Annotated in this window: 20 protein-coding genes; 10 read left to right on the top strand and 10 right to left on the bottom strand. The window is 60.6% G+C overall.

The features are described from left to right. The first annotated feature begins 193 nt into the window (after positions 1–193). The 7 genes from pqqF (at position 194) to ABJ99_RS00845 (ending at position 7736) form a co-directional block, all read left to right on the top strand. On the top strand, positions 194–2515 hold the full coding sequence (gene pqqF, locus ABJ99_RS00870) for a pyrroloquinoline quinone biosynthesis protein PqqF (RefSeq protein ID WP_054084203.1): 2322 nt from the start codon (positions 194–196) through the stop codon (positions 2513–2515). A gap of 135 nt (positions 2516–2650) precedes the next feature. Continuing rightward, positions 2651–2725, top strand: coding sequence for a pyrroloquinoline quinone precursor peptide PqqA (gene pqqA / locus ABJ99_RS26420; RefSeq protein WP_080377969.1), 75 nt, complete (start codon positions 2651–2653; stop codon positions 2723–2725). 97 nt (positions 2726–2822) lie between these two features. Continuing rightward, positions 2823–3734 carry a pyrroloquinoline quinone biosynthesis protein PqqB gene (gene pqqB, locus ABJ99_RS00865; protein ID WP_054084202.1) on the top strand — a complete coding sequence of 304 codons (912 nt, stop codon included), beginning with the start codon at positions 2823–2825 and terminating at the stop codon, positions 3732–3734. Between the two features lie 8 nt (positions 3735–3742). After that, positions 3743–4498, top strand: a complete 756-nt coding sequence (pqqC, locus tag ABJ99_RS00860; protein ID WP_054084201.1) for a pyrroloquinoline-quinone synthase PqqC — start codon at positions 3743–3745, stop codon at positions 4496–4498. Continuing rightward, positions 4495–4779 (top strand): pyrroloquinoline quinone biosynthesis peptide chaperone PqqD, encoded by a 285-nt coding sequence (gene pqqD, locus ABJ99_RS00855; protein ID WP_054084200.1) that lies wholly within the window; start codon positions 4495–4497, stop codon positions 4777–4779. Before pqqC ends, pqqD begins: the two co-directional genes overlap by 4 nt. Beyond that, positions 4772–5941, top strand: coding sequence for a pyrroloquinoline quinone biosynthesis protein PqqE (pqqE, locus tag ABJ99_RS00850; protein WP_054084199.1), 1170 nt, complete (start codon positions 4772–4774; stop codon positions 5939–5941). The genes pqqD and pqqE overlap by 8 nt, the downstream gene beginning before the upstream one ends. Further along, positions 5904–7736 (top strand): S9 family peptidase, encoded by a 1833-nt coding sequence (locus ABJ99_RS00845; RefSeq protein WP_054084198.1) that lies wholly within the window; start codon positions 5904–5906, stop codon positions 7734–7736. The genes pqqE and ABJ99_RS00845 overlap by 38 nt, the downstream gene beginning before the upstream one ends. Positions 7737–7777: 41 nt before the next feature. On the opposite strand, the gene ABJ99_RS00840 is transcribed toward ABJ99_RS00845, so the two are convergent. The 10 genes from ABJ99_RS00840 to bioB all read right to left on the bottom strand — a co-directional run bounded on the left by ABJ99_RS00840 (position 7778) and on the right by bioB (position 19076). Further along, positions 7778–7939, bottom strand: coding sequence for a YqaE/Pmp3 family membrane protein (locus tag ABJ99_RS00840; RefSeq protein WP_002555565.1), 162 nt, complete (start codon positions 7937–7939; stop codon positions 7778–7780). 387 nt (positions 7940–8326) lie between these two features. Beyond that, positions 8327–10105: an acyl-CoA dehydrogenase C-terminal domain-containing protein gene (locus tag ABJ99_RS00835; protein ID WP_054084197.1), complete on the bottom strand. Its 1779-nt coding sequence runs from the start codon at positions 10103–10105 to the stop codon at positions 8327–8329. A gap of 167 nt (positions 10106–10272) precedes the next feature. After that, positions 10273–11571, bottom strand: coding sequence for a GGDEF domain-containing protein (locus ABJ99_RS00830; RefSeq protein WP_054084196.1), 1299 nt, complete (start codon positions 11569–11571; stop codon positions 10273–10275). A gap of 352 nt (positions 11572–11923) precedes the next feature. Further along, on the bottom strand, positions 11924–13729 hold the full coding sequence (locus ABJ99_RS00825) for a phenylacyl-CoA dehydrogenase (protein WP_054084195.1): 1806 nt from the start codon (positions 13727–13729) through the stop codon (positions 11924–11926). Between the two features lie 344 nt (positions 13730–14073). Beyond that, positions 14074–14370, bottom strand: coding sequence for a hypothetical protein (locus ABJ99_RS00820; RefSeq protein WP_007247982.1), 297 nt, complete (start codon positions 14368–14370; stop codon positions 14074–14076). Between the two features lie 153 nt (positions 14371–14523). Further along, positions 14524–15204, bottom strand: coding sequence for a dethiobiotin synthase (gene bioD / locus ABJ99_RS00815; RefSeq protein WP_054084288.1), 681 nt, complete (start codon positions 15202–15204; stop codon positions 14524–14526). A gap of 31 nt (positions 15205–15235) precedes the next feature. After that, the gene (gene bioC, locus ABJ99_RS00810) at positions 15236–16045 is read right to left on the bottom strand and encodes a malonyl-ACP O-methyltransferase BioC (RefSeq protein ID WP_054084194.1); all 810 of its coding nucleotides are present in this window, start codon (positions 16043–16045) and stop codon (positions 15236–15238) included. Further along, positions 16038–16769 (bottom strand): alpha/beta fold hydrolase, encoded by a 732-nt coding sequence (locus ABJ99_RS00805; protein WP_054084193.1) that lies wholly within the window; start codon positions 16767–16769, stop codon positions 16038–16040. Before ABJ99_RS00805 ends, bioC begins: the two co-directional genes overlap by 8 nt. Beyond that, the gene (gene bioF, locus ABJ99_RS00800) at positions 16762–17952 is read right to left on the bottom strand and encodes an 8-amino-7-oxononanoate synthase (protein WP_054084192.1); all 1191 of its coding nucleotides are present in this window, start codon (positions 17950–17952) and stop codon (positions 16762–16764) included. The genes ABJ99_RS00805 and bioF overlap by 8 nt, the downstream gene beginning before the upstream one ends. A gap of 65 nt (positions 17953–18017) precedes the next feature. After that, complete coding sequence (gene bioB, locus ABJ99_RS00795; protein WP_054084191.1) at positions 18018–19076, bottom strand: biotin synthase BioB; 1059 nt, start codon at positions 19074–19076, stop codon at positions 18018–18020. Positions 19077–19166: 90 nt separating this feature from the next. On the opposite strand from bioB, the gene ABJ99_RS00790 reads away from it, so the two are divergent. The 3 genes from ABJ99_RS00790 (at position 19167) to ABJ99_RS00780 (ending at position 23026) form a co-directional block, all read left to right on the top strand. Continuing rightward, complete coding sequence (locus ABJ99_RS00790) at positions 19167–19901, top strand: ComF family protein (protein ID WP_054084190.1); 735 nt, start codon at positions 19167–19169, stop codon at positions 19899–19901. A gap of 362 nt (positions 19902–20263) precedes the next feature. Beyond that, positions 20264–21028 carry a TOBE domain-containing protein gene (locus tag ABJ99_RS00785; protein ID WP_054084189.1) on the top strand — a complete coding sequence of 255 codons (765 nt, stop codon included), beginning with the start codon at positions 20264–20266 and terminating at the stop codon, positions 21026–21028. Positions 21029–21109: 81 nt separating this feature from the next. Further along, on the top strand, positions 21110–23026 hold the full coding sequence (locus ABJ99_RS00780; protein ID WP_054084287.1) for a PhoX family protein: 1917 nt from the start codon (positions 21110–21112) through the stop codon (positions 23024–23026). Positions 23027–23168: the final 142 nt, after the last annotated feature.

The raw sequence follows: 23168 nt of genomic DNA, 5'->3' as shown, positions 1-23168 counted from the left end.
TCGCCCGATCCGCTGCCACTTAAAGCGTTTCTGCCCGGAGGGCGTGGGAGCGGACTTGTCCGCGAAGACGGTGTTTCAGGTGACCCGATTTCTGCGAATGTATCGGCCATCTCTACTAACGTGCCAGGCTCGCGAACCTCGCCGGTTATCCGCTAGCATGACGCCTTGCACTCCCTGCCCCGTGGACACCTTCATGCCTGCCCCGCTACCCACTGACACCCGACGCATCACGCTGGCCAACGGCTTGAGTGTGATGCTGTGTCACGATTCGCGGTTCAAGCGTAGCGCGGCTTCGTTGCGGGTCGCGGCGGGCAGTCATGACGTGCCACAGGCGTGGCCGGGGCTGGCGCATTTTCTGGAGCACCTGTTCTTCCTCGGCACCGAGCGCTTCCCCGCCGGGGAAAACCTGATGACCTTCGTGCAGCGTCATGGCGGACAGGTCAATGCCAGCACCCGCGAGCGCACCACCGATTTTTTCTTCGAGCTGCCACAAGCTGCCTTCGCGCAAGGCCTGGAGCGCCTGTGCGACATGCTCGCCAACCCGCGCATGGCCATTGCCGATCAACGGCGCGAACGCGAAGTGCTGCACGCCGAGTTCATTGCCTGGCTGGGCGACGTTGAAACGCAAAAGCAGATACGCCTGCTTGCGCCGATCAATCCACAGCATCCGCTGCGCGGTTTCCATGCCGGCAACCGTTACAGCCTGCCCGTACCCAATCCGGCGTTCCAGCGAGCACTGAACGATTTTTACACTCGTTTCTATCAAGCCGGGCAGCTGACCTTGTGCCTGACCGGGCCGCAATCGTTGACCGAACTTGAAGCGCTGGCCACACGCTATGGCGCGTTGTTCGCCAGCGGAACAAAGCTCAGACAGCGCCCGCCGCCGCCACTGGTCACTCACTCACCCAGTCATCGACAAAAAAGCGCCCGGCACAGGTTATTGTTTGCCTGCGAAGATTTGCCAGCGCAGGCAGGCGAGGCAGTAGCGTTCCTCTGCCACTGGTTGAACAACACGCAGCCGGGCGGTCTGGTGGCCGAGCTGGTCGACAGAGGCCTGGCTGAAGCGCTGAGCGCTACGCCGTTGTACCAGTTCGAGGGGCAACTGTTGCTGGTTGTCGAGCTCAAAGGGGCCTTGGCAAACACAGCCCGTGTCAGCAGTGTGCTTTGCAACTGGCTTGAGTTCTTCAAGACCCATTGGCCTGCGCTGGTCGACGAATATCAGCGCCTGCAACAGCGTCGTCTGTGCAGGTGCGGGCCTCTGGCGCTGGCGCATCACCATTGCCACGAGCTGCCAGCACAACTGAGCGCACACGGCGCAACGGCACTGAGCGTTTTGCTTGAACAGCTCACGTCAGATGCCTTGATCGATCCGCCGACTGTGGATAACTCAGGCGACGATCACATTGACTGGCGTCTACCGTCGCCCAATCCATTTCTGAATTCGACGTTGAACGACAGCGCTGAAGCCGCGCTTTATCTGCGCTGGGCGCTGTCATCCCCGCAGCCTGCACTGTGGGAAATGCTCAACGCCAGCCTCAACGACCTGATCGAAGACGCCCGGCAAGCCGGCGTGACCGTCACGTTCAGCGCCTATGGCCCGTTTTGGCAATTGCAACTTAACGGTCTGCGGGCGCCGATGGTCGACATCCTTACGCACGGCCTGCGTCGTCTGCACCTACCTCGACCGGAAACGCTGACAGTCCAAGCGCAGCCCGCGCTGATTCCCATTCGTCAGTTGCTCAAACGCCTGACTGATCATTATTTGAGCAGCGAGCCAAAGCAACCGGTCGGTGATCTGCAAACCGTCTGGGCAGATTCACGCTGGATCAGTTTTACCAGCGGCTGGTGCCCTGCCAGCCAGCTGCGGATCAACGCGGCACTGGACGCCACACCCGGAGCCCTGCAAACCACCCCATCGACACTGCCAGCCCTACAGCCCGGCAAACGCTGGGCGTTTGAAGCGTCGTCCTCTTCAGAAGACGCCGTGCTGGTGTTTTGCCCTGCACCGAGCGAGTCAGCTGAAGACCAGGCCACGTGGCGTCTGCTTGGGCACCTGTTGCAGGCACCGTTCTATCAAAAACTGCGCGTCGAATTGCAACTGGGTTACGCGGTGTTCAGCGGCATCAGGCAAATCGCCGGGCGTACCGGATTGCTGTTCGGCGCTCAATCGCCCACCTGCAATGCCGAACAACTGTTTCAGCACATCGAGGCCTTCATCGGCGCACTGCCGGATCTCGTCCGGAGTGCAGACCTGTCCGAGCAAATCTGTACCCTGTCAGCCCAGTTCGACCCTATGAACCTGCCCGAACAACAGCACGCCGAGCTGCGGTGGCAGGCGCACCTTGCAGGGCATCAAGACGATCCGGCGCAAGCGTTGCGGGAAGCTCTGTCAAATCTGGATACACACTCGTTGCTGGCCGCCGCTGATCGACTGATCAACGCCACGGGCGGCTGGCTGATTGTGGCCAACCGCCCGGTTCCTGCGGCCAACGCCCGGTCCTTACCTGAACAGTAACGGTCTTTCGTACAGATTCTGGCCCTGCTTAATTGTTAAAATGAGTAACATAGCTTCCTAAGCATCTGAACGTATGCCTTCAGCGATGCACTAAGATGTAGTCACCCACCGCTGCACTTATCCGAGGAGATTTTTATGTCGTGGACTAAACCTGCTTACACTGATCTGCGTATCGGTTTTGAAGTCACCATGTACTTCGAAAGCCGTTGATTTCAGTGCGTTGTGAAGCCTCGGTTCGCCGGGGCTTTTTTTATGGTTGTTGCGGTTGTTTGTTTTTGTGTTCCAGATTGTGTGCCAGGGAGCTGACATGTACATCCAGATTCTAGGTTCCGCTGCGGGCGGTGGATTCCCCCAGTGGAACTGCAACTGCGTCAATTGCGCAGGTTTTCGCGATGGCAGCCTGCGGGCTCAGGCGCGTACCCAGTCGTCCATTGCGCTGTCCGACGATGGCGTGAACTGGGTGCTGTGCAACGCGTCGCCGGACATTCGCGCGCAATTGCAGAGCTTCGCGCCCATGCAGCCAGGCCGGGCACTCCGCGACACCGGCATCAGCGCCATTGTGCTGATGGACAGCCAGATCGACCACACCACCGGCCTGCTCAGCCTGCGCGAAGGCTGCCCGCACCAGGTCTGGTGTACCGACATGGTTCACGAAGACCTGAGCACCGGTTTCCCGCTGTTCGAAATGCTCAAGCACTGGAACGGCGGCCTGACCTGGAACCGTATCGAGCTGCAAGGCAGCTTCGTGATTCCGGCCTGCCCGAACCTGCGCTTCACACCGTTCCCGTTGCGCAGCGCTGCACCGCCCTACTCGCCGCACCGTTTCGACCCGCATCCGGGCGACAACATCGGCCTGCTGGTCGAAGACACCCGCACCGGCGGCAAGCTGTTCTATGCGCCGGGGCTGGGCAAGGTCGATGAAGCGCTGGCCGAGAAAATGCGCGATGCCGATTGCCTGCTGGTCGACGGCACAATGTGGGACGACGACGAAATGCAGCGCCGTGGTGTGGGCACTCGTACCGGCCGGGAAATGGGTCATTTGGCACAGAGCGGCCCAGGCGGCATGCTCGAAGTCCTGGAAGGCTTCCCGGATCAGCGCAAGGTGCTGATCCACATCAATAACACCAACCCGATTCTCGACGAAGACTCGCCGGAGCGCGCCGAGCTGGTGCGGCGCAACGTCGAAGTCGCCTTCGACGGCATGAGCATCGAGCTTTAGGAGCTGACATGAGCGAAGCGACTGCGTTGTCCCCCGCTGAATTCGAGCAGGCCCTGCGCGCCAAGGGTGCCTATTACCACATCTATCACCCGTTCCATGTGGCGATGTACGAAGGCCGCGCGACCCGCGAGCAGATTCAGGGCTGGGTCGCCAACCGTTTCTACTATCAGGTGAACATTCCGCTCAAGGACGCGGCGATTCTGGCCAATTGCCCGGATCGCGAGATTCGTCGCGAATGGATTCAGCGCTTGCTCGACCATGACGGCGCGCCCGGTGAAGACGGCGGCATCGAAGCCTGGCTGCGCCTCGGCGAGGCCGTCGGGCTGGACCCGGATCAACTGCGCTCGCAGGAACTGGTACTGCCCGGTGTGCGCTTTGCGGTCGACGCCTACGTGAACTTCGCCCGTCGCGCCAACTGGCAGGAAGCGGCCAGCAGCTCGTTGACCGAACTGTTCGCGCCGCAGATCCACCAGTCGCGACTGGACAGCTGGCCGCAGCATTACCCGTGGATCGACCCGACCGGTTACGCGTATTTCCGCACTCGCCTGGGCCAGGCCCGGCGCGATGTGGAACATGGCCTTGCGATCACGCTACAGCACTACACGACCTACGAAGGCCAGCAGCGTATGCTGGAAATCCTGCAGTTCAAACTCGACATTCTGTGGAGCATGCTCGATGCGATGTCCATGGCCTACGAGCTGAATCGCCCGCCGTATCACAGTGTTACAGACCAGCAGGTCTGGCATAAGGGGATTGCGCTATGAAACACGAGCCGACGTTCCGATCCAAGGTTCCCAAGTGGCACCAAGGCTATCGCTTTCAGTACGAGCCTGCGCAAAAGGCCCATGTGGTGCTTTACCCTGAAGGCATGATCAAACTCAATGAAAGCGCGGCGCTGATTGGCGGGCTGATCGATGGGCAGCGCACGATCGCCGCCATCATCCATGAGCTTCATCAACGGTTCCCGAATGTCCCCGAACTGGGCATGGACGTCGACGAGTTCATGGAAGGCGCCAAAAAGAAAAACTGGATCGATCTTGTCTGACATCACGCCCGCTACCAACAGTCCCTACATTCCGCCGACGCCCGAGGTCGGCCTGCCGCTGTGGCTGCTCGCCGAGCTGACCTATCGCTGCCCGCTGCAATGCCCTTACTGCTCCAACCCGCTGGATTTCGCCAGACAGGGCCAGGAGCTGAGCACCGAGCAGTGGTTCAAGGTCATGCAGGAAGCGCGGGAAATGGGCGCGGCGCAGATCGGTTTTTCCGGCGGCGAACCGCTGGTGCGTCAGGACCTCGCCGAGCTGATCGCCGAAGCGCGCCGGCTGGGCTTTTATACCAACCTGATCACCTCCGGCATCGGCCTTACCGAAGAGAAGATCATCGCCTTCAAGCAAGCGGGGCTGGACCATATCCAGATCAGCTTTCAGGCCAGCGACGAGCAAGTGAACAACATGCTCGCCGGGTCGAAGAAGGCCTTCGCGCAAAAGCTGGAAATGGCCAAGGCAGTGAAAAAGCACGGCTACCCGATGGTGCTGAATTTTGTCACCCATCGGCACAACATCGACCGGATCGACAAGATCATCGAGCTGTGTCTGGCACTGGAAGCGGACTTCGTCGAACTGGCGACCTGTCAGTTCTATGGCTGGGCGCACTTGAACCGTGTTGGCCTGCTGCCGACCAAGGATCAGTTGGTACGCGCCGAAGCTGTCACCAATCAGTACCGGGCGCGGCTGGAGGCGGACAATCACCCGTGCAAGCTGATCTTCGTCACTCCCGATTACTATGAAGAGCGCCCCAAGGCCTGCATGAATGGCTGGGGCAATATCTTTCTGACCGTGACCCCGGACGGCACCGCCCTGCCCTGTCACGGCGCGCGGCAGATGCCGATCCAGTTCCCCAACGTGCGCGACCACAGCATGCAGCACATCTGGTACGACTCGTTCGGCTTCAACCGCTTTCGCGGTTACGACTGGATGCCCGAGCCGTGCCGTTCGTGCGACGAGAAAGAAAAAGACTTCGGCGGCTGCCGCTGCCAGGCGTTCATGCTGACCGGTGATGCGGCCAATGCCGATCCGGTGTGCAGCAAATCCTATCACCACGGGATCATCACTCAGGCTCGCGACGAGTCAGAAACCGCTACTCAAACCATTGAAGAGCTGGCCTTTCGCAATGACCGAAACTCACGACTCATCGCAAAATCTTCCTGAACCTCTGACTGCCACGCAGGCGGTTGCAGCGGGCGTCGACTTCGCCGAACTGGACGTCAATTCCGCAGGCCTGTTCTGGAATGAATACCGGCCCGAAGACGGAGCCAGTCGCCTCTGGCACTGGTACGCGAACAGCAAGCGCTGCCTGACGCCGCAGGGTTTCAGCGTGCGCAGCCGGGTGTACGAATACGGCGGCGGATCGTTCTGCCTGGCCGACGACGGCGTGGTGTTCGTCAACGAGCGCGATCAGCAGCTTTATCGACAGGCGCTGGACGCCAGTGAACCGCTGGCCCTGACTCAGGGCGACAAACGTTACGGCGGCCTGTTTTTCAGCAACGACCGGATTCTCGCCGTCGAAGAAGACCACGACACCCATCGGCTGGTCGCCATCGCCCTGGCGGACGGTCAGCGCACGCTGCTGGCCGAAGGCGCCGACTTCTACGCGTCACCCGTTATCAGTGCTGACGGCAAACGCCTGGCCTGGATCGAATGGCAGCGCCCCCATCAGCCGTGGACCCGCACCCGCCTGATGTGTGCAACCCGGCAGAACGATGGCCGCTGGAGTGCTGCGTTATGTGTTGCAGGCGATGACGCCGAAGAATCCTTGCAACAACCGCGCTTCGACGCGCAGGGCCGACTGTTCTGCCTGACCGATCGCGGCGGCTTCTGGCAGCCGTGGGGCGAATCGTCTACCGGGTTCGCACCGCTTGCGGCCGCGCCCGCTGATCATGCCTCCGCGCCGTGGCAACTGGGCAGTTGCACCTGGCTGCCGATCAACGAGGGTTATCTGGCCAGTTGGGCGCAGGACGGTTCCTGGGTGTTGGGCCTGAAAGAAGCAGACGGCTCGGTGATGGATTTCAGCGCCGGATACAACCGTTTCCGCAGCCTGGCCGTCGACGAAGATTTTATCTACTGCATCGCAGCCTCGGCGGTCAGCACCTCTGCCGTGCTGGCCCTCTCCCGTGCCGATCACCGCGTGCAGGTGTTGGCCGGTGGCGGCTCTCCGTTGCCGGTCGAGCAGATCAGCCTTCCGCAGGCGTTGCGCTATCCCAGCGGCGGCGCCGAGGCTTACGGTTATTTCTATCCAGCCATGACCGGGGTGCAAAAGCCGCCGTTGGTGGTCTTCATTCACGGCGGCCCGACGTCGGCCTGCTACCCGGTGCTGGACCCGCGTATCCAGTACTGGACACATCGCGGCTTTGCCGTGGCGGACCTGAACTATCGGGGCAGCAGCGGCTACGGCCGCGAGTATCGACAAAGCCTGCATCTGACCTGGGGCGTGGCGGATGTCGAGGATGCCTGTGCGGTGGTCAGCCATCTGGCCGAACGCGGCCTGATCGATGAACAGCAGGCGTTCATACGCGGCGGCAGCGCGGGCGGTTATACCACCTTGTGCGCACTCGCCTTTCAGGACGTGTTTCGCGCCGGGGCCAGCCTGTACGGGGTCAGCGATCCGGTGGCGCTGGCGAGGGCCACGCATAAGTTCGAGGGTGATTATCTGGACTGGCTGATCGGTGACCCGCTCAAGGACATCGAGCGCTATGAGGCCCGAACGCCTTTGTTACATGCAGACCGCATCAGCGTGCCGGTGATTTTCTTTCAGGGCGAACTCGATGCCGTGGTGGTGCCGGAGCAGACGCGTTCCATGCTCAAGGCCTTGCAGGACAGAGGCATCAAGACCGAAGCGCATTTTTATCCGGACGAGCATCATGGTTTCCGCAAGGCAAACAACCTGGCAGATGCGCTGGAAAAGGAATGGAAGTTTTACCGGGATGTGCTTGATGCGGCCGATTGATCGTTCCTGCTGAAGGAACGATCAACCAAAGCGCCAGGGCGTTACTTACGCGAAACGATGATGTAGATCGCGTGGATGATGCCCGGAATGTAACCCAACAGGGTCAACAGGATATTCAGCCAGAAAGCGCCAGCAAAGCCGACTTGCATGAACACGCCCACGGGCGGCAGCAGAATGGCGAAAATGATACGAATGATGTCCATGGGATGCTCCTGAGTGATTGGCTCTAAATGGCCATACAGCTAATCGACCTTGGGCATCGATGAGGGTTCAACAGCTGTGGCACGGTGCCAGTGTTTTCCTCGAAAAATCACGCCGGATGTTCGCTCTGCACAGAATTCCGTGCTCCGCGAAGTCTGAATACCTGAAACGCAGACAAAGAAAACCCCGCCGAAGCGGGGCTTTCCAGACTGTTTCCCTGATTTCCCTTTCACCCCGCCATCCTGGCAGGCTTCCCTACGTGTCCCTGTTGTGTCTTAGTGCGCTTCCTGCGCTACGTCCATGAACAAAGATTAACTTTGGATCCTTTTTTTGGGAAGAGGCCAAATGGCACCACGACGTGTAAGCAAATGCTTACAGACTTTTCCTGATCAGAATTGTGACGCTTCCAGCAGGAACAGCGACTCACTGCCGGCACGCACCGACGCATCCAGCGAGTGGATACGCGGCAGCAAACGGGCAAAGTAGAAGCGCGCCGTGCCCATTTTGCTGGCGTAAAATTCTTCCTGCTGCTCCTTGCCGACGGCAGCCTTGGCCATCATTGCCCACATGTAGGCGTAGGCGGTGTAACCGAACAGATGCAGATACTCCACCGACGCCGCGCCTATTTCGTTGGGATTGTTACGCGAGCGGTCCAGCACCCACGCGGTCAACTCATCCAGCATGTTCAGCGCCGAGGCCAACGGCCGGGTGAATTCGCTCAGCGCGCTGTCGGACGCACTGAGGAACTGACGCACTTCATCCGAGAACACCTTATAGAACGCGCCGTTGGAGCCGACGATCTTGCGGCCGACCAGATCCAGCGCCTGAATGCCGTTGGTGCCTTCGTAGATCTGCGTGATACGCACGTCACGCACCAGTTGCTCCTGGCCCCATTCACGAATGTATCCATGACCGCCAAACACCTGCTGGCCATGAACCGTGGTTTCCAGGCCGATATCGCTGAGGAACGCCTTGGCCACCGGCGTCAACAGCGCGACCAGGTCATCGGCACGTTTGCGCGCCGTGTCATCGTCGCTGAACTTGGCAATATCCAGTTGCAGCGCGACGTAGCTGGAGAACGCCCGACCGCCTTCGTTAAAGGCCTTCATGGTCAGCAGCATGCGCCGCACATCGGGGTGGACGATGATCGGGTCAGCGGCCTTGTCTATGTTCTGTGCACCGGTCGGGGCACGGCTTTGTATGCGATCAAGGGCATATTCGACAGCGTTCTGATAAGACTGCACGCCCGACGCCAGGCCTTGAATACCCACACCCAGGCGCTCGTAATTCATCATCGTGAACATTGCCGCCAGGCCCTTGTTCGGCTCGCCGATCAAATAGCCGACCGCGTCGTCGAAGTTCATGACACAGGTCGCGGACGCCTGAATACCCATCTTGTGCTCGATAGAGCCACAGCTGACGGTATTGCGCTCGCCGACGCTGCCGTCGTCACCGACCATGAACTTGGGCACCAGAAACAGCGAAATACCTTTCGGCCCGGACGGCGCATCAGGCAGCTTGGCAAGCACCAGGTGAATGATGTTTTCCGTCAGATCGTGCTCGCCGCCGGTGATGAAAATCTTGCTGCCGGTGAGCCTGTAAGTGTCGTCAGGCTGAGGTTCGGCTCGGGTGCGGATCATGCCGAGGTCCGTACCGGCGTGCGCCTCGGTCAGGCACATTGACCCGGCCCAGGCGCCCGAGTACATGTTGGGCAGGAATTTGGCCTTGAGCGCTTCACTGGCGTGGGTGTTGATGGAGACACAGGCACCGGAGGTCAGCATCGCGTACAGACCAAAGGCCAGGCTCGCGGAGTTGATCATCTCTTCGACCTGCGCCGAGACCACCTTGGGCATGCCCATGCCGCCGAACTCGGGATTACCGCCCACGCCCACCCAGCCGCCTTCAGCGTAAGTCCGATAAGCGTCAGGGAAGCCCGCCGGGGTAGTCACGACGGTGTCTTTCCAGTGACAGCCTTCTTCATCACCGTTACGGCTCAGCGGGGCGATGGTCTTGCTGGTGACTTTGCCGGCTTCTTCGAGAATGGCATCGACCGTTTCAGCATCGACTGTTTCGGCCAGCTCAGGCAGTTGCGCCCAGAGTCTGGAAACCTCGAACACTTCATTGAGGACGAAGCGCATATCGCGCAGCGGCGCTTTATAGTCAGCCATGGCAAACCTCGTGAACACGTAGCGAGAAACTTGGGAGGCCGATCGGTGCGTGCAGCGAGGCAGATCAGCCGTCGGTTTTCACGAGTCTACCCGAACAACATTTCAGACACATAGGGTCGTGTCATGACTGAATAGTCACAACAGGTCACGTGAATAGAACGATTTGATCAGGCCGATGTTTCGGTTGTGCGCACGGCACCGCGCCGGCTCAACTGGTCGAAAGCGACGACGCAGTTACGGCCTGCGCCCTTGGCGGCATATAACGCCTGATCGGCGCATTTGAGCACTTCTTCCGCGATGCGATGTTCCGGCTGACGCTCGGCAACACCGATGCTGATCGTCACCGACACGCTGCGTGTATGCGACCCGCCCCGCCGCTGCCGGCCTTGCTGATCGTCCTGAGGACGATTGTCTTTATTGCGCAACTGGATTTCATACTGGGCGATGGTTTCACGAATCGCTTCCAGATGCGGCATGCATTCATCGAGCGTCCTGGCGGCAAAGACGATGGCAAACTCCTCGCCCCCATAGCGATAAGCCTTGCCGCCGCCGCTGGTGATTTTCGACAGTTTGCTGGCAACCAGACGCAACACCTGATCGCCCACATCGTGGCCGTAGGTGTCGTTGAATTTCTTGAAGTGGTCTACGTCGCTCATCGCCAGCACATAGTTGCGGCCCAGGCGCTGCATCCTTTCATTGAGCGCACGACGGCCGGGAAGCCCGGTGAGCTCATCGCGAAAGGCCATCTGATACGCCTCGTGGGCGACGGCCGCCGCAATCATCAACATCACCTGACTGCACAGAATATTCAGCGTGAAGGGCAGGATGAATGTCTTCGGCAGTGCCCAGAACAACCCCAGCAGACCGACGATCTGCGCGGCATGCAGCGGTCGCGGTTTTTCCAGATATTGCCAGACCAGCACCCCGAACGACACCAGAAACATCAGGTAGGACAACTGGATCAGGCTCATCCAGTCGCCATGCAAGGCCGGCCAGCGAATGTCCGCCAGCCAGGCTTGCAGTTCGACCGGATAACTTTGCTCGAGGCCCAGCGCCACGCTGCTCAGCGCCACCAGCACCGCGAGCCTGGCGACCATGTCCTGGAACAGGTGAGTGCGCTCTTCCCATGCTGCGTACAGGCCGAACAACACGGGTAGCAACAGACAGACCAGATGGAAAATCACCGCCGCGTCTTCACGAACTTTGCCGTTGTCGCGGTAATAGTCCGTCTGGGTATCCAGCAGGTAATAGGCGATGTAGACGGTGAGCATCTGAAACAGCTCACGCTGCCGTCGGTAAACGCAGCAATAGGCGCCGCCCAACAGCAGGACCAGCGTGGGCAGCACATTGAACAGCGAAGTGAAGAAGACGTTCAGGTCCTTGACGTACGCAGCCGCAAGCCCTGCCACCAGCAACATCAGCGAGGGCAGAAAATGACTCAGGCGTGCAGCGGATGGACGCAACAAAAGGGGTTATCTCCTGCCCTGGAACGAACCGATATCATTGTGCCTTCATCCGGCGAACAATGCATTCAGCAGGATCGATAAACGGGCTACTTTCTGTAACGGCAGGCGATGGAAAATGTTTATTGCGTGGATCGTGCGGAACGATCACCTCAACTATCGTGCGACGCTCCGCGTCGCACGCCGTTCTGGACGCTCTGCGTCCGATCTTGAATATGCAGCGCGGCGCAGATCTGTGACGCGGAGCGTCACGCAAGGCATTCCTACGCTGTAGAGCGTGCGAAACGAGAGGTGTCCAGCCAAACAAAAAACCGCCTGATCAATGATCAGGCGGTTTTCGTGACTAACGCAGGGCTTAGTAAGCCAGGCCGAAGTCTTCTTCTTTCATGTCCATCAGGTTGGCAGCGCCCGACAGAATGGTCGCAACGTGCGTGCGGGTGCGCGGCAGGATGCGCTGGAAGTAGAAGCGTGCGGTCTGGATCTTGGCGCGGTAGAACGCTTCGTCCGAGGTACCGGCTGCCAGCTTCTCGGCGGACAGGCGGGCCATGTCGGCCCAGAAGTAGGCCAGGCAGGCATAACCGGAATACATGATGTAATCCACCGACGCTGCGCCCACTTCTTCACGGTCCTTCATGGCCGCCATGCCCACTTTCATGGTCAGTTCGCCCCATTCCTTGTTCAGCGCAGCCAATGGCGTCACGAACTCCTGAACGGCTTCGTTGCCTTCATTGCCCTGGCAGAACTTGTGGACGATCCTGGTGAAGCCCTTGAGCGCTTCGCCTTGTGTCATCAACACCTTGCGGCCAAGCAGGTCGAGTGCCTGAATGCCGGTGGTGCCTTCGTACAGCATCGAAATACGGCTGTCGCGAACGTTTTGCTCCATGCCCCACTCGGCGATGAAACCATGACCGCCGTAAACCTGCACACCGTGGTTCGCGGCTTCGAAACCGACTTCGGTCATGAATGCTTTGGCAATCGGCGTCATGAACGCCAGCAGTGCGTCGGCGGATTTCTTCTGCTCTGCATCGTCACTGTATTTGACAATGTCGACCTGCTTGGCCGTGAAGTACACCATGGCACGCGTGCCCTCGGCGAAAGCCTTCATGGTCAGCAGCATGCGACGTACGTCCGGGTGAACGATGATCGGGTCAGCGGCCTTGTCCGGCGCTTTCGGCCCGGTCAGCGAGCGCATCTGCAAACGGTCACGGGCATATTTCAAGCCACCCTGGAACGCGATCTCGGCATGCGCCAGACCTTGCAGTGCGGTGCCCAGACGCGCGGTGTTCATGAACGTGAACATGCAGTTCAGGCCCTTGTTCGGCGGGCCGATCAGGTAGCCGGTGGCGCCGTCGAAGTTCATCACGCAGGTCGCGTTGCCGTGGATACCCATCTTGTGCTCGATGGAGCCACAGTTCACCGCGTTGCGCTCACCGATGCCGCCATTGGCCGCCGAGAGGAACTTCGGCACGATGAACAGCGAAATGCCTTTGGTGCCGGCCGGTGCATCCGGCAGGCGCGCCAGCACGATGTGGACGATGTTATCGGCCATGTCGTGCTCGCCAGCGGAAATGAAGATCTTGGTGCCGGTGACCTTGTAAGTGCCGTCAGCCTGAGGCTCGGCCCTGGTGCGCAACATGCCCAGGTCAGTGCCGCAGTGCGACTCGGTCAGGCACATGGTGCCGGTCCATTCACCGGACACCAGTTTGGTCAGGTACGCTTCCTGCTGCTCGGGCGTGCCGTGTTCGGAGATCGTGTTCATCGCGCCATGCGACAGGCCCGGGTACATGCCCCATGACCAGTTGGCCTCACCAATCATCTCGCTGACCGCCAGGCCCAGCGATTCAGGCAGGCCCTGACCACCATGCGCAACGTCATGCGCCAGGCTTGGCCAGCCGCCTTCGACAAACTGTTTGTAAGCCTGTTTGAAACCGGTCGGCGTCTTCACGCCCGACTCGCTCCAGGTGCAGCCCTCGGTATCGCCCACCCGGTTCAGCGGCGCCAGCACCTGCTCGCAGAACTTGGCGCCCTCTTCGAGAATGGCATCGACCATGTCCGGCGTGGCGTCGTGGCAAGCGGGCAGACTTTGATAATGCGCTTCATAGCCGAGCAGTTCATCACGAACGAAACGAATATCACGCAAGGGGGCCTTGTAGTCAGGCATAGCGATAACCTCTGCTGATGAATCCTGGAACGAATGACCGGGCGGTCGTTGGGGACATACCCTCAAGCACCAGACAATCTCGTATGCCTTGCGGTCAAACAGGTGTTTGAAACATACGTTTACGCCCAAACCTTGTCAATAGCGAACCGTGCACCATTCGTCCACGGCTTTGCCACAGACGCTGTAACAGCCGGGCACAGGCGCACGCACACCGTTCGGGGAAAACGCTAGCGGAAGTCTAGTGAAGGACACAGGAAGGAACAGAGGTGATACAGGACAATGATGCGGAGTAATTCATAAAGCAACGCCGTGCGCGAATGGCTCGGCGGAAGGTGACGCGAAAATCAGGCGTAAGTGTCGATCAGCGTGCCCAGCATCTCGTTACTGGCCCTTTGTGCAGCAAGTCCGGCTTCAAACTGGTCCTTGCCGGCTGCGAGCTCGACAATATTGGCTGGCAGCTCGGAACGCTGACTGCGATCGACCGAACGCAGGTTTTCGAGCTGAAAGTCCGAAGACTGGCTTCTGCCGGAGACTTCGACATTGGAGCTGGCGATCTGGGTGGCAGCCTGGTCCACACGGCTCTGCCCGACCTGCATGGCGCTCAGACCCGGGTACAGGGTGTTGTTCATGGTGATTTGCATACGCCGATCCTCAGTTCAAAAAACGAACACATGCCATTGAAGCAGCTATTGCACAGAAATACTCGACAACCAGACTAATGGCACTAGGCCGTACCGTCGCCAGAATCGTGAAAACCTGAAACCCCGTTGTGGGTCAGTCACATAGCGTTGCTGTCAGCCCAGCTTGCCGATATCCAGATACCGCGCCACATTTTCGGCGCTGGCGCTGCTCAGTCGAGGCACGCGTCCGAGACACGCTGCAGGCAGACGCTCGATCAAAGTGGCAAGGTTTTCCTCGAGCCGCGACGTTTCACCGTCGATGACATTCGCCACCCAGCCCGCCAGATGCAAACCGTCCCGAGCGATAGCCTCGGCGGTCAGCACGGCATGATTGATACAGCCCAACCGCACGCCCACCACCAGAATCACCGGCAGCTTCAGGGCAATGGCCAAATCAGACAGATAGCTCTGCCCGGCCAACGGCACACGCCAGCCACCGGCGCCTTCGATCAGGGTGAAATCCGCCTGTTTGGCCAGCATGTGGCGCATCGGTTGCAGCAACGAATCGACTGTCAGCACGACCCCGGCCTCACGCGCCGCCAGATGCGGAGCAATCGCAGGTTCCAGCGCCAACGGGTTGACCTCGTCGTACGCCAGTTCGACGGAGCACTCAGCCTGCAACGCCAACGCGTCAGAGTTGCGCAAGCCCTCTGACGTCATGCCGCAACCGGACGCAACGGGTTTGCCGGCCGCAGTACTCAGGCCGGCCAGCCGGGCGGCATGCAGCAGCCCGGCCGCAACCGTGGTTTTACCGGCGTCGGTATCGGTTCCGGTAATGAAGTAGGCAACGCTCATTTCGGTCATCTTTCCTTACAACATAATGCCATCAGGCTTTTTCAAGAACCGCGTACAGCACTTGGTACGTGGCGGGCAGCCCGGCCTCCTGACGAAAGCGCTCGTAGGCCTGAACCATGCCCAGAATCCGCGCCCGCCCGGTCAGGCCGTTCGGGCGTCCGGGATTGAGATTGTGTGCGCCGAGTGCCTTCAGCTCATGGGTCAGGCTGCGCACGTCCGGGTAATGCAGCACCTGTGGGCGAACCTCGAAACTGCGCACCTGCAGACCACTCGCGGCACACAGCTGGCGGTAGTCATCTTCATGACGAAAACGGTTTACGTGCACCCGGCCGTCAACGGCCTGCCAACTGTCGCGCAACTCGTACAGCGTTCCCACGCACAGGCTGGCGAAGGCAAACACGCCGCCAGGCTGCAATACGCGATGAGCTTCATTCAGCACCGCTGCAAAATCGGCGCACCATTGCACGGCAAGGCTGGAGAAAATCAGCGCGCAGCTCTGGTCGCGCAACGGTAGATGCTCGGCATCCCCGGCAATGAAGTGCTGCGCCCCGCCGAGTGGCTGCGCGTGACGCAACATGCCTTCGGCGATATCCAGCGCAATGCCTTCGCTGTGATCGAACGCCTGCGCCAGCGCCCGGCTGAAATAACCGGTGCCGCAGCCCAGGTCCAGCCAGCGCGAAGGCGTGAACCCCGCAGGCAGGCGCGCCAGCAACTGATTGCCAACGCTGCGCTGCAATTCAGCGACGCTGTCGTAGCTGCCTGCCGCTCGGGAAAACGACGCCGCGACCTGACGCTTGTCGGGCAGCACGGACGGCGGTCTGGGATTGGAAAGATCAGTCATCGCCCGACTCGTGCAGAAAAGCATGGATGGCAGCCGCCACGCCGTGGGGGTTTTCCACAAGAAACGCATGACTGGCCTGTTCGATCAGCCCGACCTCAACGTCTGGCAACAAAGCCAGCAGATCACCCGCAGCCTCGGCCGGCACGAAGGCATCCAGCCCGGCGAACAGGTGCAGTTGCGGGCCGCGATAGGTTTGCAGCGCGCTGCGGGTATCCAGTTGCTTGAGCACTTTCAGCCCGTCGACCAGCGTGGTGGACGAGGTATGCGGCGCACCGGCCTTGAGCAGCCGTGCCAGGCCGCGCGGGTCTTCTGCGCCATTGGTGCATAACAGACTGAAACGCTTGAGCGTCGCATTCGGATCGACAGAACAGCCTGCCAGAAACGCATCGAAATCCTCAGCGGACATTGCATGCGGCCAAGCGCCATGAGTAACGAAACAGGCGTTGCTGGCCAGGGTCAATAATCCGCAGCAGCCTTCGCCGCGCCGCGCGGCCAGTTCGGCAGCGAGCATGCCGCCGAGCGACCAGCCGGCCAGCCAGGCGTCGTCAGGCAGGTTAGCGTCCAGTTCGTCGAGCCAGTCCGGCAGGTCGCAGCTGTCGATCTCCGGCAACGGCTCGATCTCGACGCGCAAATGTTCGTCCAGGCCGCGCAACGCATCCGCAAGCGGTTGCAGCGGTGAGATACCCAGGCCCCAGCCCGGCAGCAAAATCAGTCGATCACGCATGAACGGGCTCCGTGAATTCACTTGCATCCAGCAGCGGATAACACTGCTCCAGCGCATTCAATAATAGCTGCACGTGAGCCTCGCTGTGGGCTGCCGACAACGTGACACGCAACCGAGCGCTGCCCGCAGGCACGGTGGGCGGACGGATAGCAGTGACCAGCAAGCCACGTTCGCGCAACAACTGCGACAGGCGCAATGCTCGCCCCGCGTCGCCGATCATGATCGGCTGGATCGGCGTGAAGCTGTCCATCAATTGCAGACCGAGCTGCTCGGCACCGCGACGAAACTGCTGGATCAAATTTGCCAGATGCTCACGACGCCAATGCTCGCTGCGCAACAACTGCAGGCTTTTCAACGTGGCGCAGGCCAGCGCAGGTGGCTGGCTGGTGGTGTAGATGTACGGGCGAGCAAACTGGATCAGGGTTTCGATCAGCTCTTCACTGCCCGCCACAAATGCCCCGGAGGTGCCGAACGATTTGCCCAGCGTCCCGACCAGCACCGGCACATCCTCCAGGCTCAGGCCGAAATGCTCGACGATCCCCGCACCGTTTGCTCCCAGCGGCCCGAAGCCGTGCGCATCGTCGACCATCAGCCAGGCACCTTTGGCCCGTGCAGCCTGCGCCAGCGCGGGCAAGTCAGCGATATCGCCATCCATGCTGAACACGCCGTCGGTCACCACCAGCGTATCGCCGACAGACTTCTCCAGACGCGCGCCCAGGCTGTCGACGTCGTTGTGCAGATAACGGGAGAACCGCGCGCCGCTCAGAAGACCAGCGTCCAGCAGCGAAGCGTGATTGAGACGATCTTCCAGCACCGTATCGCCCTGCCCGACCAGCGCCGTCACCGCGCCGAGGTTGGCCATGTAGCCGTTGGAGAACAACAGCGCACGCGGGCGTCCGGTCAGCTCGGCCAGCGCTTCTTCCAGTTCGTGATGAGGCGCGCTATGACCGATCACCAGATGCGACGCTCCGCCGCCCACCCCCCAACGCTCGGCACCCGCTTGCCAGGCCGCGATCACCTCGGGGTGATTGGCCAGGCCCAGGTAGTCGTTGTTGCAGAACGCCAGCAACGGCTGACCGTCGACCACGACCTGCGGGCCTTGCGGGCTTTGCAGCAGCGGACGTTGGCGATAAAGGTGTTCGGCGCGACGGGCATCGAGGCGCGTGCGGAGATCGAAAGACATGCGGGCCCCGGTGCGGGAGATGGCGATTCAAAGCGGGCCGATGACCACCGGCCCGCTCAAGGGGGTCAGGCAGAAGCGGCGTCGTAGAACATCGCGCTGCTTTGCTGCTCGACCAGCGCCTGCTCGATGGCAGCCTGATGCACTTCGTCGGCATGGCCTTCGCCGGCTTCGGGTTTGATGCCCAGACGCGAGAACAGCAGCATGTCCTTGTCGGCCTGCGGGTTGGCGGTGGTCAGCAGCTTGTCGCCGTAGAAAATCGAGTTGGCCCCGGCCAAGAATGCCAGCGCCTGCATTTGTTCGTTCATGGCTTCGCGCCCGGCGGACAGACGCACATGGGACTTGGGCATCAAGATCCGCGCCACGGCCAGCATGCGGATGAAGTCGAACGGGTCGACGTCCTCGGCGTTTTCCAGCGGCGTGCCGGCGACCTTGACCAGCATGTTGATCGGCACCGACTCCGGGTGCTCCGGCAGGTTGGCCAGCTGAATAAGCAGCCCGGCGCGATCGTCGAGCGACTCGCCCATGCCGAGAATACCGCCCGAGCAGATCTTCATCCCGGCATCACGCACGTAAGCGAGGGTTTGCAGGCGCTCGCTATAGGTGCGGGTGGTGATGATGCTGCCGTAGAACTCCGGCGAGGTGTCGAGGTTGTGGTTGTAGTAATCCAGCCCGGCGGTGGCCAGCGCCTCGGTCTGTTCCTGATCGAGGCGACCCAGGGTCATGCAGGTTTCCAGGCCCATGGCCTTAACGCCTTTGACCATCTCCAGCACATAAGGCATGTCTTTGGCAGACGGATGCTTCCAGGCTGCGCCCATACAGAAACGGGTCGAGCCGATGGCCTTGGCGCGCGCCGCTTCTTCGAGAACCTTCTGCACTTCAAGCAGCTTTTCTTTCTCAAGCCCGGTGTTGTAGTGGCCGGACTGCGGGCAGTACTTGCAGTCTTCCGGGCAGGCACCGGTCTTGATCGACAGCAGCGTGGAGACTTGAACGCGGTTGGCGTCGAAGTGAGCGCGGTGCACCGTTTGCGCCTGAAACAGCAGGTCATTGAATGGCTGTACAAACAGCGCCCTGACCTCGGCTAAAGTCCAGTCGTGACGCAAAGTGGCGGTGGTGCTGGCGCTCATCGGGCGGCTCCTTGGTGTTTCTGGGCAATGCGCGAGGGCGGAAAAGACCCCAGGCGCTACACGGATGTCGGGCATATTTAAGGAAGAGCCATGCGCTGTCAACCCAGCTACAACCACGAGGTTTACATCTGGTTAAAAAACAAACAAGCCTGTTTATTGTGCGACGAACGCAGCGAGGTGCCAGCGCCTGTCTGTGTGCCGTGCGAAGCCGAGTTGCCGTGGCTTGGCGACCAGTGCGAACGCTGCGCACTGCCGATGCCTATTGCCGGCCTCGATTGCGTGCAATGCAGCAAACGGTCACCCGCTTTCTCTCAGGTGATCGCCCCATGGCTGTACGACTTCCCGGTCGACAGCCTGATTACTCGCTTCAAACACAACGGCAAATGGCCAATGGGCCGGCTGCTGGCCGAACTGTGCGGGCACTTCATCCAGCATCGCTTCGATGAAGGCCAGCCGCGCCCGGACTGTCTTTTGCCTGTGCCGCTGGCCACCAAACGCCTGCGCCAGCGCGGTTACAACCAGGCCGCGATGCTGGCCGGATGGCTGGGCCAGCAACTGCAATTGCCTGTCGATGAACAGCACGTGCAGCGCAGCCGCGAGACCACCGCGCAACAGGGCCTCGACGCCAAAGCCCGCAAACGCAACCTGCGCGGCGCCTTCACGTTGAGCGACCCCGATTGGGTGCACGGCAAACACCTGGCGCTGGTCGACGACGTGCTGACCACCGGCTCGACGGCAGAGGTCATTGCTCGATTATTGAACAGCGCAGGTGCGCGACGGGTGGACGTATATTGCCTGGCGCGGACGCCCAAGCCTGGGGATTGAATGGGGATGTGCTCAAGAGCATGGGAAACGCGGCTGGAAATACAATATCGTTCCCAATCCAGAGTTCGGCGTTCTACACAATTCCTGATAAGCCCGGAAAATGAAGCGTTTGTGGGAGCGGACTTGTCCGCGAAGACGGTATTTCAAACAATGCATTTTCGGCGACTATATCGGCCCTTTCGCGAACAATGCGGATCGCCGCCCCGGTCGCACGGCCTTCGGCCAGAATCTAAAGCGGAAATGCGTGTAACGCCGAGTACTCCAGCGTAGGGACGCCTTTCTGAACGCTCCGCGTCCGCTTTTCGACGCCACGCACCAGAGCGATCATACTGCCCGCTCATCCCCAGCCTTCGCGGATCACCATGTCCCTGCCTCCTTTACTCACGCAACACATGGTCCGTCGCCCGCAACGTATTGCGCTGTTGCAGCACATTGCCGAGCAGGGTTCGATCACCCGCGCCGCGAAAAGCGCAGGGTTGAGCTACAAAGCCGCATGGGACGCCATCGACGAACTGAACAATCTGGCGCAAAAGCCGCTGGTCGAACGCAGCGTCGGTGGGCGTGGCGGGGGCGGCGCCAAACTGTCGGCCGAGGGCGAGCGGGTGCTGCGTCTCTATCAACGCGTGCAGGCAGTGCAGGCGCAAGTGCTGGAAGCCGCCGAAGACAGCAGCGATCTGGAGCTGCTCAATCGCCTGACCCTGCGCACCAGTGCGCGCAATCAGTTGCTGGGACGTATCGTCGCCATCACCCGTCAGGGCCATCATGATCAGATTCGCCTGCGACTGGCCGATGAGGTGTTTGTCGACGCGCAGGTGACCCACGACAGTACGCTGCACCTGGGGCTGGAAATCGGCACCGACGCAGTCGCGCTGATCAAGGCAGGCTGGCTGGAAGTGCATGCTGATAACGCAGAAGAAACAAATGGAAACAATTGCCTGATCGGGCAGATCGAAAGTGTGATCGACGCTGACGATGGCCCCAGTGAAGTGCGTATAAAGCTCCCGAGCGGCCAGACACTCTGCGCCCTGGCGACGCCTCAGCACCTGCAGGCTCAACAGCTGAAAACTGGCGTCGCGGTACAGGCACGATTCGCGGCATCGTTCGTGCTGCTGGGTATACCCTCTTAAACGCCGGCAAGTCATCACCGCGACACAATTCCGTCATATGCGCACACTAAGGTGGCTGCCATATTCGAGGGAGCCGTGATGATGAAACTATTAGAAGAAAATCAAACTACCGATCTGGAAAACCTGGTCGGCGCAAACCGGGTCGGCCTTACCCGTCGCGGCTTCATCAGCGCGGGCGCCTTGTGTGGGGCAGCGATGTTCCTTGGCGGCAATATCCTGAGCCGCACCGCTCTGGCCAACAGCGTCAGCGCCGCTTCCGGCGCATTGCCGGGTTTCGAGAGCATCCCCACCGCTACGGCCGACAGCATCAGTTTGCCAAAAGGCTACACGTCATCGGTCCTGATCAGTTGGGGCCAGCCGCTGCATGCGGGCGGCCCGGCGTTCGATCCGAGCGGCAAGGGCACCGCCAAGGCGCAGGAAGTGCAATTCGGCGACAACAACGACGGCATGTGCTTTTTCCCGATGCCGGGTCACAAAGACCGCGCACTGATGGCGATCAACAACGAATACACCAACTACCGCTACCTCTTCGATCATGGCAAGGAGCCACAGTCGGCTGAAGAGGTGCAGAAGGCACTGGCCGCAGAAGGCGTGTCTGTGATTGAGGTCCAGCAGAAAAACGGCAAATGGCAGTTCGTTCAGGACTCACGCTTCAACCGTCGTGTCCACGGCAACACACCGATCACCCTGAGCGGCCCGGCAGCCGGACATGACTGGCTCAAGACCGAGGCCGACATGAGTGGCAGCCACGTCCTCGGGACTTTCCAGAACTGCTCCAGCGGCCAGACGCCATGGGGCACGTACCTGACCTGTGAGGAGAACTTCACCGATTGCTTCGGCAGCAGCAACCCGGAGCAGAAATTCGATGCGGGCATGAAACGCTACGGCGTCGTGGCCGCCAGCAAGGAGATCAACTGGCACCCGCACGACCCGCGCTTCGACGTGGCGAAAAACCCTAACGAAGTGAACCGTCATGGCTGGGTGGTCGAGATCGACCCGTTCGACCCCAAATCGACGCCGGTCAAGCGCACGGCGCTCGGGCGCTTCAAGCATGAGAACGCAGCGTTCACGCAGACCAAGGGCGGGCGCGCCGTGGTGTACATGGGCGACGACGAGCGTGGCGAGTTCATCTACAAATTCATCAGCCGCGACAAGATCGATCACCAGAACCCGAAAGCCAACCGCAATCTGCTGGACCACGGCACCTTGTACGTCGCGCAATTCGACGCGGGCGACAGCAACCCGGATCATCCGAAGGGCAAAGGCCAGTGGATCGAGCTGACCCACGGCAAGAATGGCCTGGACGCCGCTGCCGGTTTCAATAACCAGGCTGAAGTGCTGATTCATGCGCGCCTGGCGGCCAGTGTCGTGAAAGCCACACGCATGGACCGTCCGGAATGGATCGTGGTCAGCCCCAAGGATGGCCAGGTGTATTGCACGCTGACCAACAACATCAAACGCGGCGATGAAGGTCAGCCGGTGGGTGGACCGAATCCGCGTGCCAAGAACCAGTACGGGCAGATCCTGCGCTGGAGCGAGGAAGGCAGCAATCCTTCGGCTATGGAGTTCGAATGGGACCTGTTCGTGGTCGCCGGCAACCCGACCGTGTATGCCGGTACGCCGCAGGCCGGGTCGAGCAACATCAACGCGCAGAACATGTTCAACAGCCCGGACGGCTTGAGTTTCGATCAGGCGGGTCGCCTGTGGATTCAGACCGATGGCGACTCCAGCAACAAAGGTGATTTTGCCGGCATGGGCAACAACCAGATGCTCTGCGCAGACCCAGCCAGCGGCGAGATTCGTCGCTTTCTGGTCGGGCCGGTCGGGTGCGAAATCACCGGTATCAGTTTTGCGCCGGACTACAAGACGATGTTCATCGGCATCCAGCACCCCGGCGAAAACGGCGGCTCCACCTTCCCCGAGCACCTGCCCAACGGCAAACCACGCTCATCGGTGATGGTGATCACCCGCGAAGATGGCGGCGTGATCGGCGCCTGATCGGCTTTAAGGTATGGCTTTTGTGGGAGCGGACCGGCGGGCTCAAACGATAAATTTCGGAAAATGCACCAGCCCCTTCGTGGACAAGTCCACTCCTACGGCCTTCGGCCAGAATCCAAAGCAGGCTTATGTACAACGCTCA

The organism is Pseudomonas syringae pv. cilantro (genome assembly GCF_001293775.1).
Taxonomy (GTDB): Bacteria; Pseudomonadota; Gammaproteobacteria; order Pseudomonadales; family Pseudomonadaceae; genus Aquipseudomonas; species Aquipseudomonas syringae_P.
Note: the sequence above shows the minus strand (reverse complement) of the source record. Positions and strands in the feature narration are given on the sequence as shown.

Bases quoted from the DNA above. Each gene is read 5' to 3' on its own strand.
- bioB (WP_054084191.1), bottom strand. From the start codon at position 19,076: ATGAGCGCCAGCACCACCGCCACTTTGCGTCACGACTGGACTTTAGCC.
- pqqD (WP_054084200.1), top strand. From the start codon at position 4,495: ATGAAACACGAGCCGACGTTCCGATCCAAGGTTCCCAAGTGGCACCAA.
- ABJ99_RS00805 (WP_054084193.1), bottom strand. From the start codon at position 16,769: ATGCGTGATCGACTGATTTTGCTGCCGGGCTGGGGCCTGGGTATCTCA.
- ABJ99_RS00840 (WP_002555565.1), bottom strand. From the start codon at position 7,939: ATGGACATCATTCGTATCATTTTCGCCATTCTGCTGCCGCCCGTGGGC.
- pqqF (WP_054084203.1), top strand. From the start codon at position 194: ATGCCTGCCCCGCTACCCACTGACACCCGACGCATCACGCTGGCCAAC.
- ABJ99_RS00835 (WP_054084197.1), bottom strand. From the start codon at position 10,105: ATGGCTGACTATAAAGCGCCGCTGCGCGATATGCGCTTCGTCCTCAAT.
- ABJ99_RS00825 (WP_054084195.1), bottom strand. From the start codon at position 13,729: ATGCCTGACTACAAGGCCCCCTTGCGTGATATTCGTTTCGTTCGTGAT.
- ABJ99_RS00820 (WP_007247982.1), bottom strand. From the start codon at position 14,370: ATGCAAATCACCATGAACAACACCCTGTACCCGGGTCTGAGCGCCATG.
- pqqC (WP_054084201.1), top strand. From the start codon at position 3,743: ATGAGCGAAGCGACTGCGTTGTCCCCCGCTGAATTCGAGCAGGCCCTG.
- bioF (WP_054084192.1), bottom strand. From the start codon at position 17,952: ATGTCTTTCGATCTCCGCACGCGCCTCGATGCCCGTCGCGCCGAACAC.
- bioD (WP_054084288.1), bottom strand. From the start codon at position 15,204: ATGAGCGTTGCCTACTTCATTACCGGAACCGATACCGACGCCGGTAAA.
- pqqB (WP_054084202.1), top strand. From the start codon at position 2,823: ATGTACATCCAGATTCTAGGTTCCGCTGCGGGCGGTGGATTCCCCCAG.
- ABJ99_RS00845 (WP_054084198.1), top strand. From the start codon at position 5,904: ATGACCGAAACTCACGACTCATCGCAAAATCTTCCTGAACCTCTGACT.
- bioC (WP_054084194.1), bottom strand. From the start codon at position 16,045: ATGACTGATCTTTCCAATCCCAGACCGCCGTCCGTGCTGCCCGACAAG.
- ABJ99_RS00785 (WP_054084189.1), top strand. From the start codon at position 20,264: ATGTCCCTGCCTCCTTTACTCACGCAACACATGGTCCGTCGCCCGCAA.
- ABJ99_RS00790 (WP_054084190.1), top strand. From the start codon at position 19,167: ATGCGCTGTCAACCCAGCTACAACCACGAGGTTTACATCTGGTTAAAA.
- ABJ99_RS00780 (WP_054084287.1), top strand. From the start codon at position 21,110: ATGAAACTATTAGAAGAAAATCAAACTACCGATCTGGAAAACCTGGTC.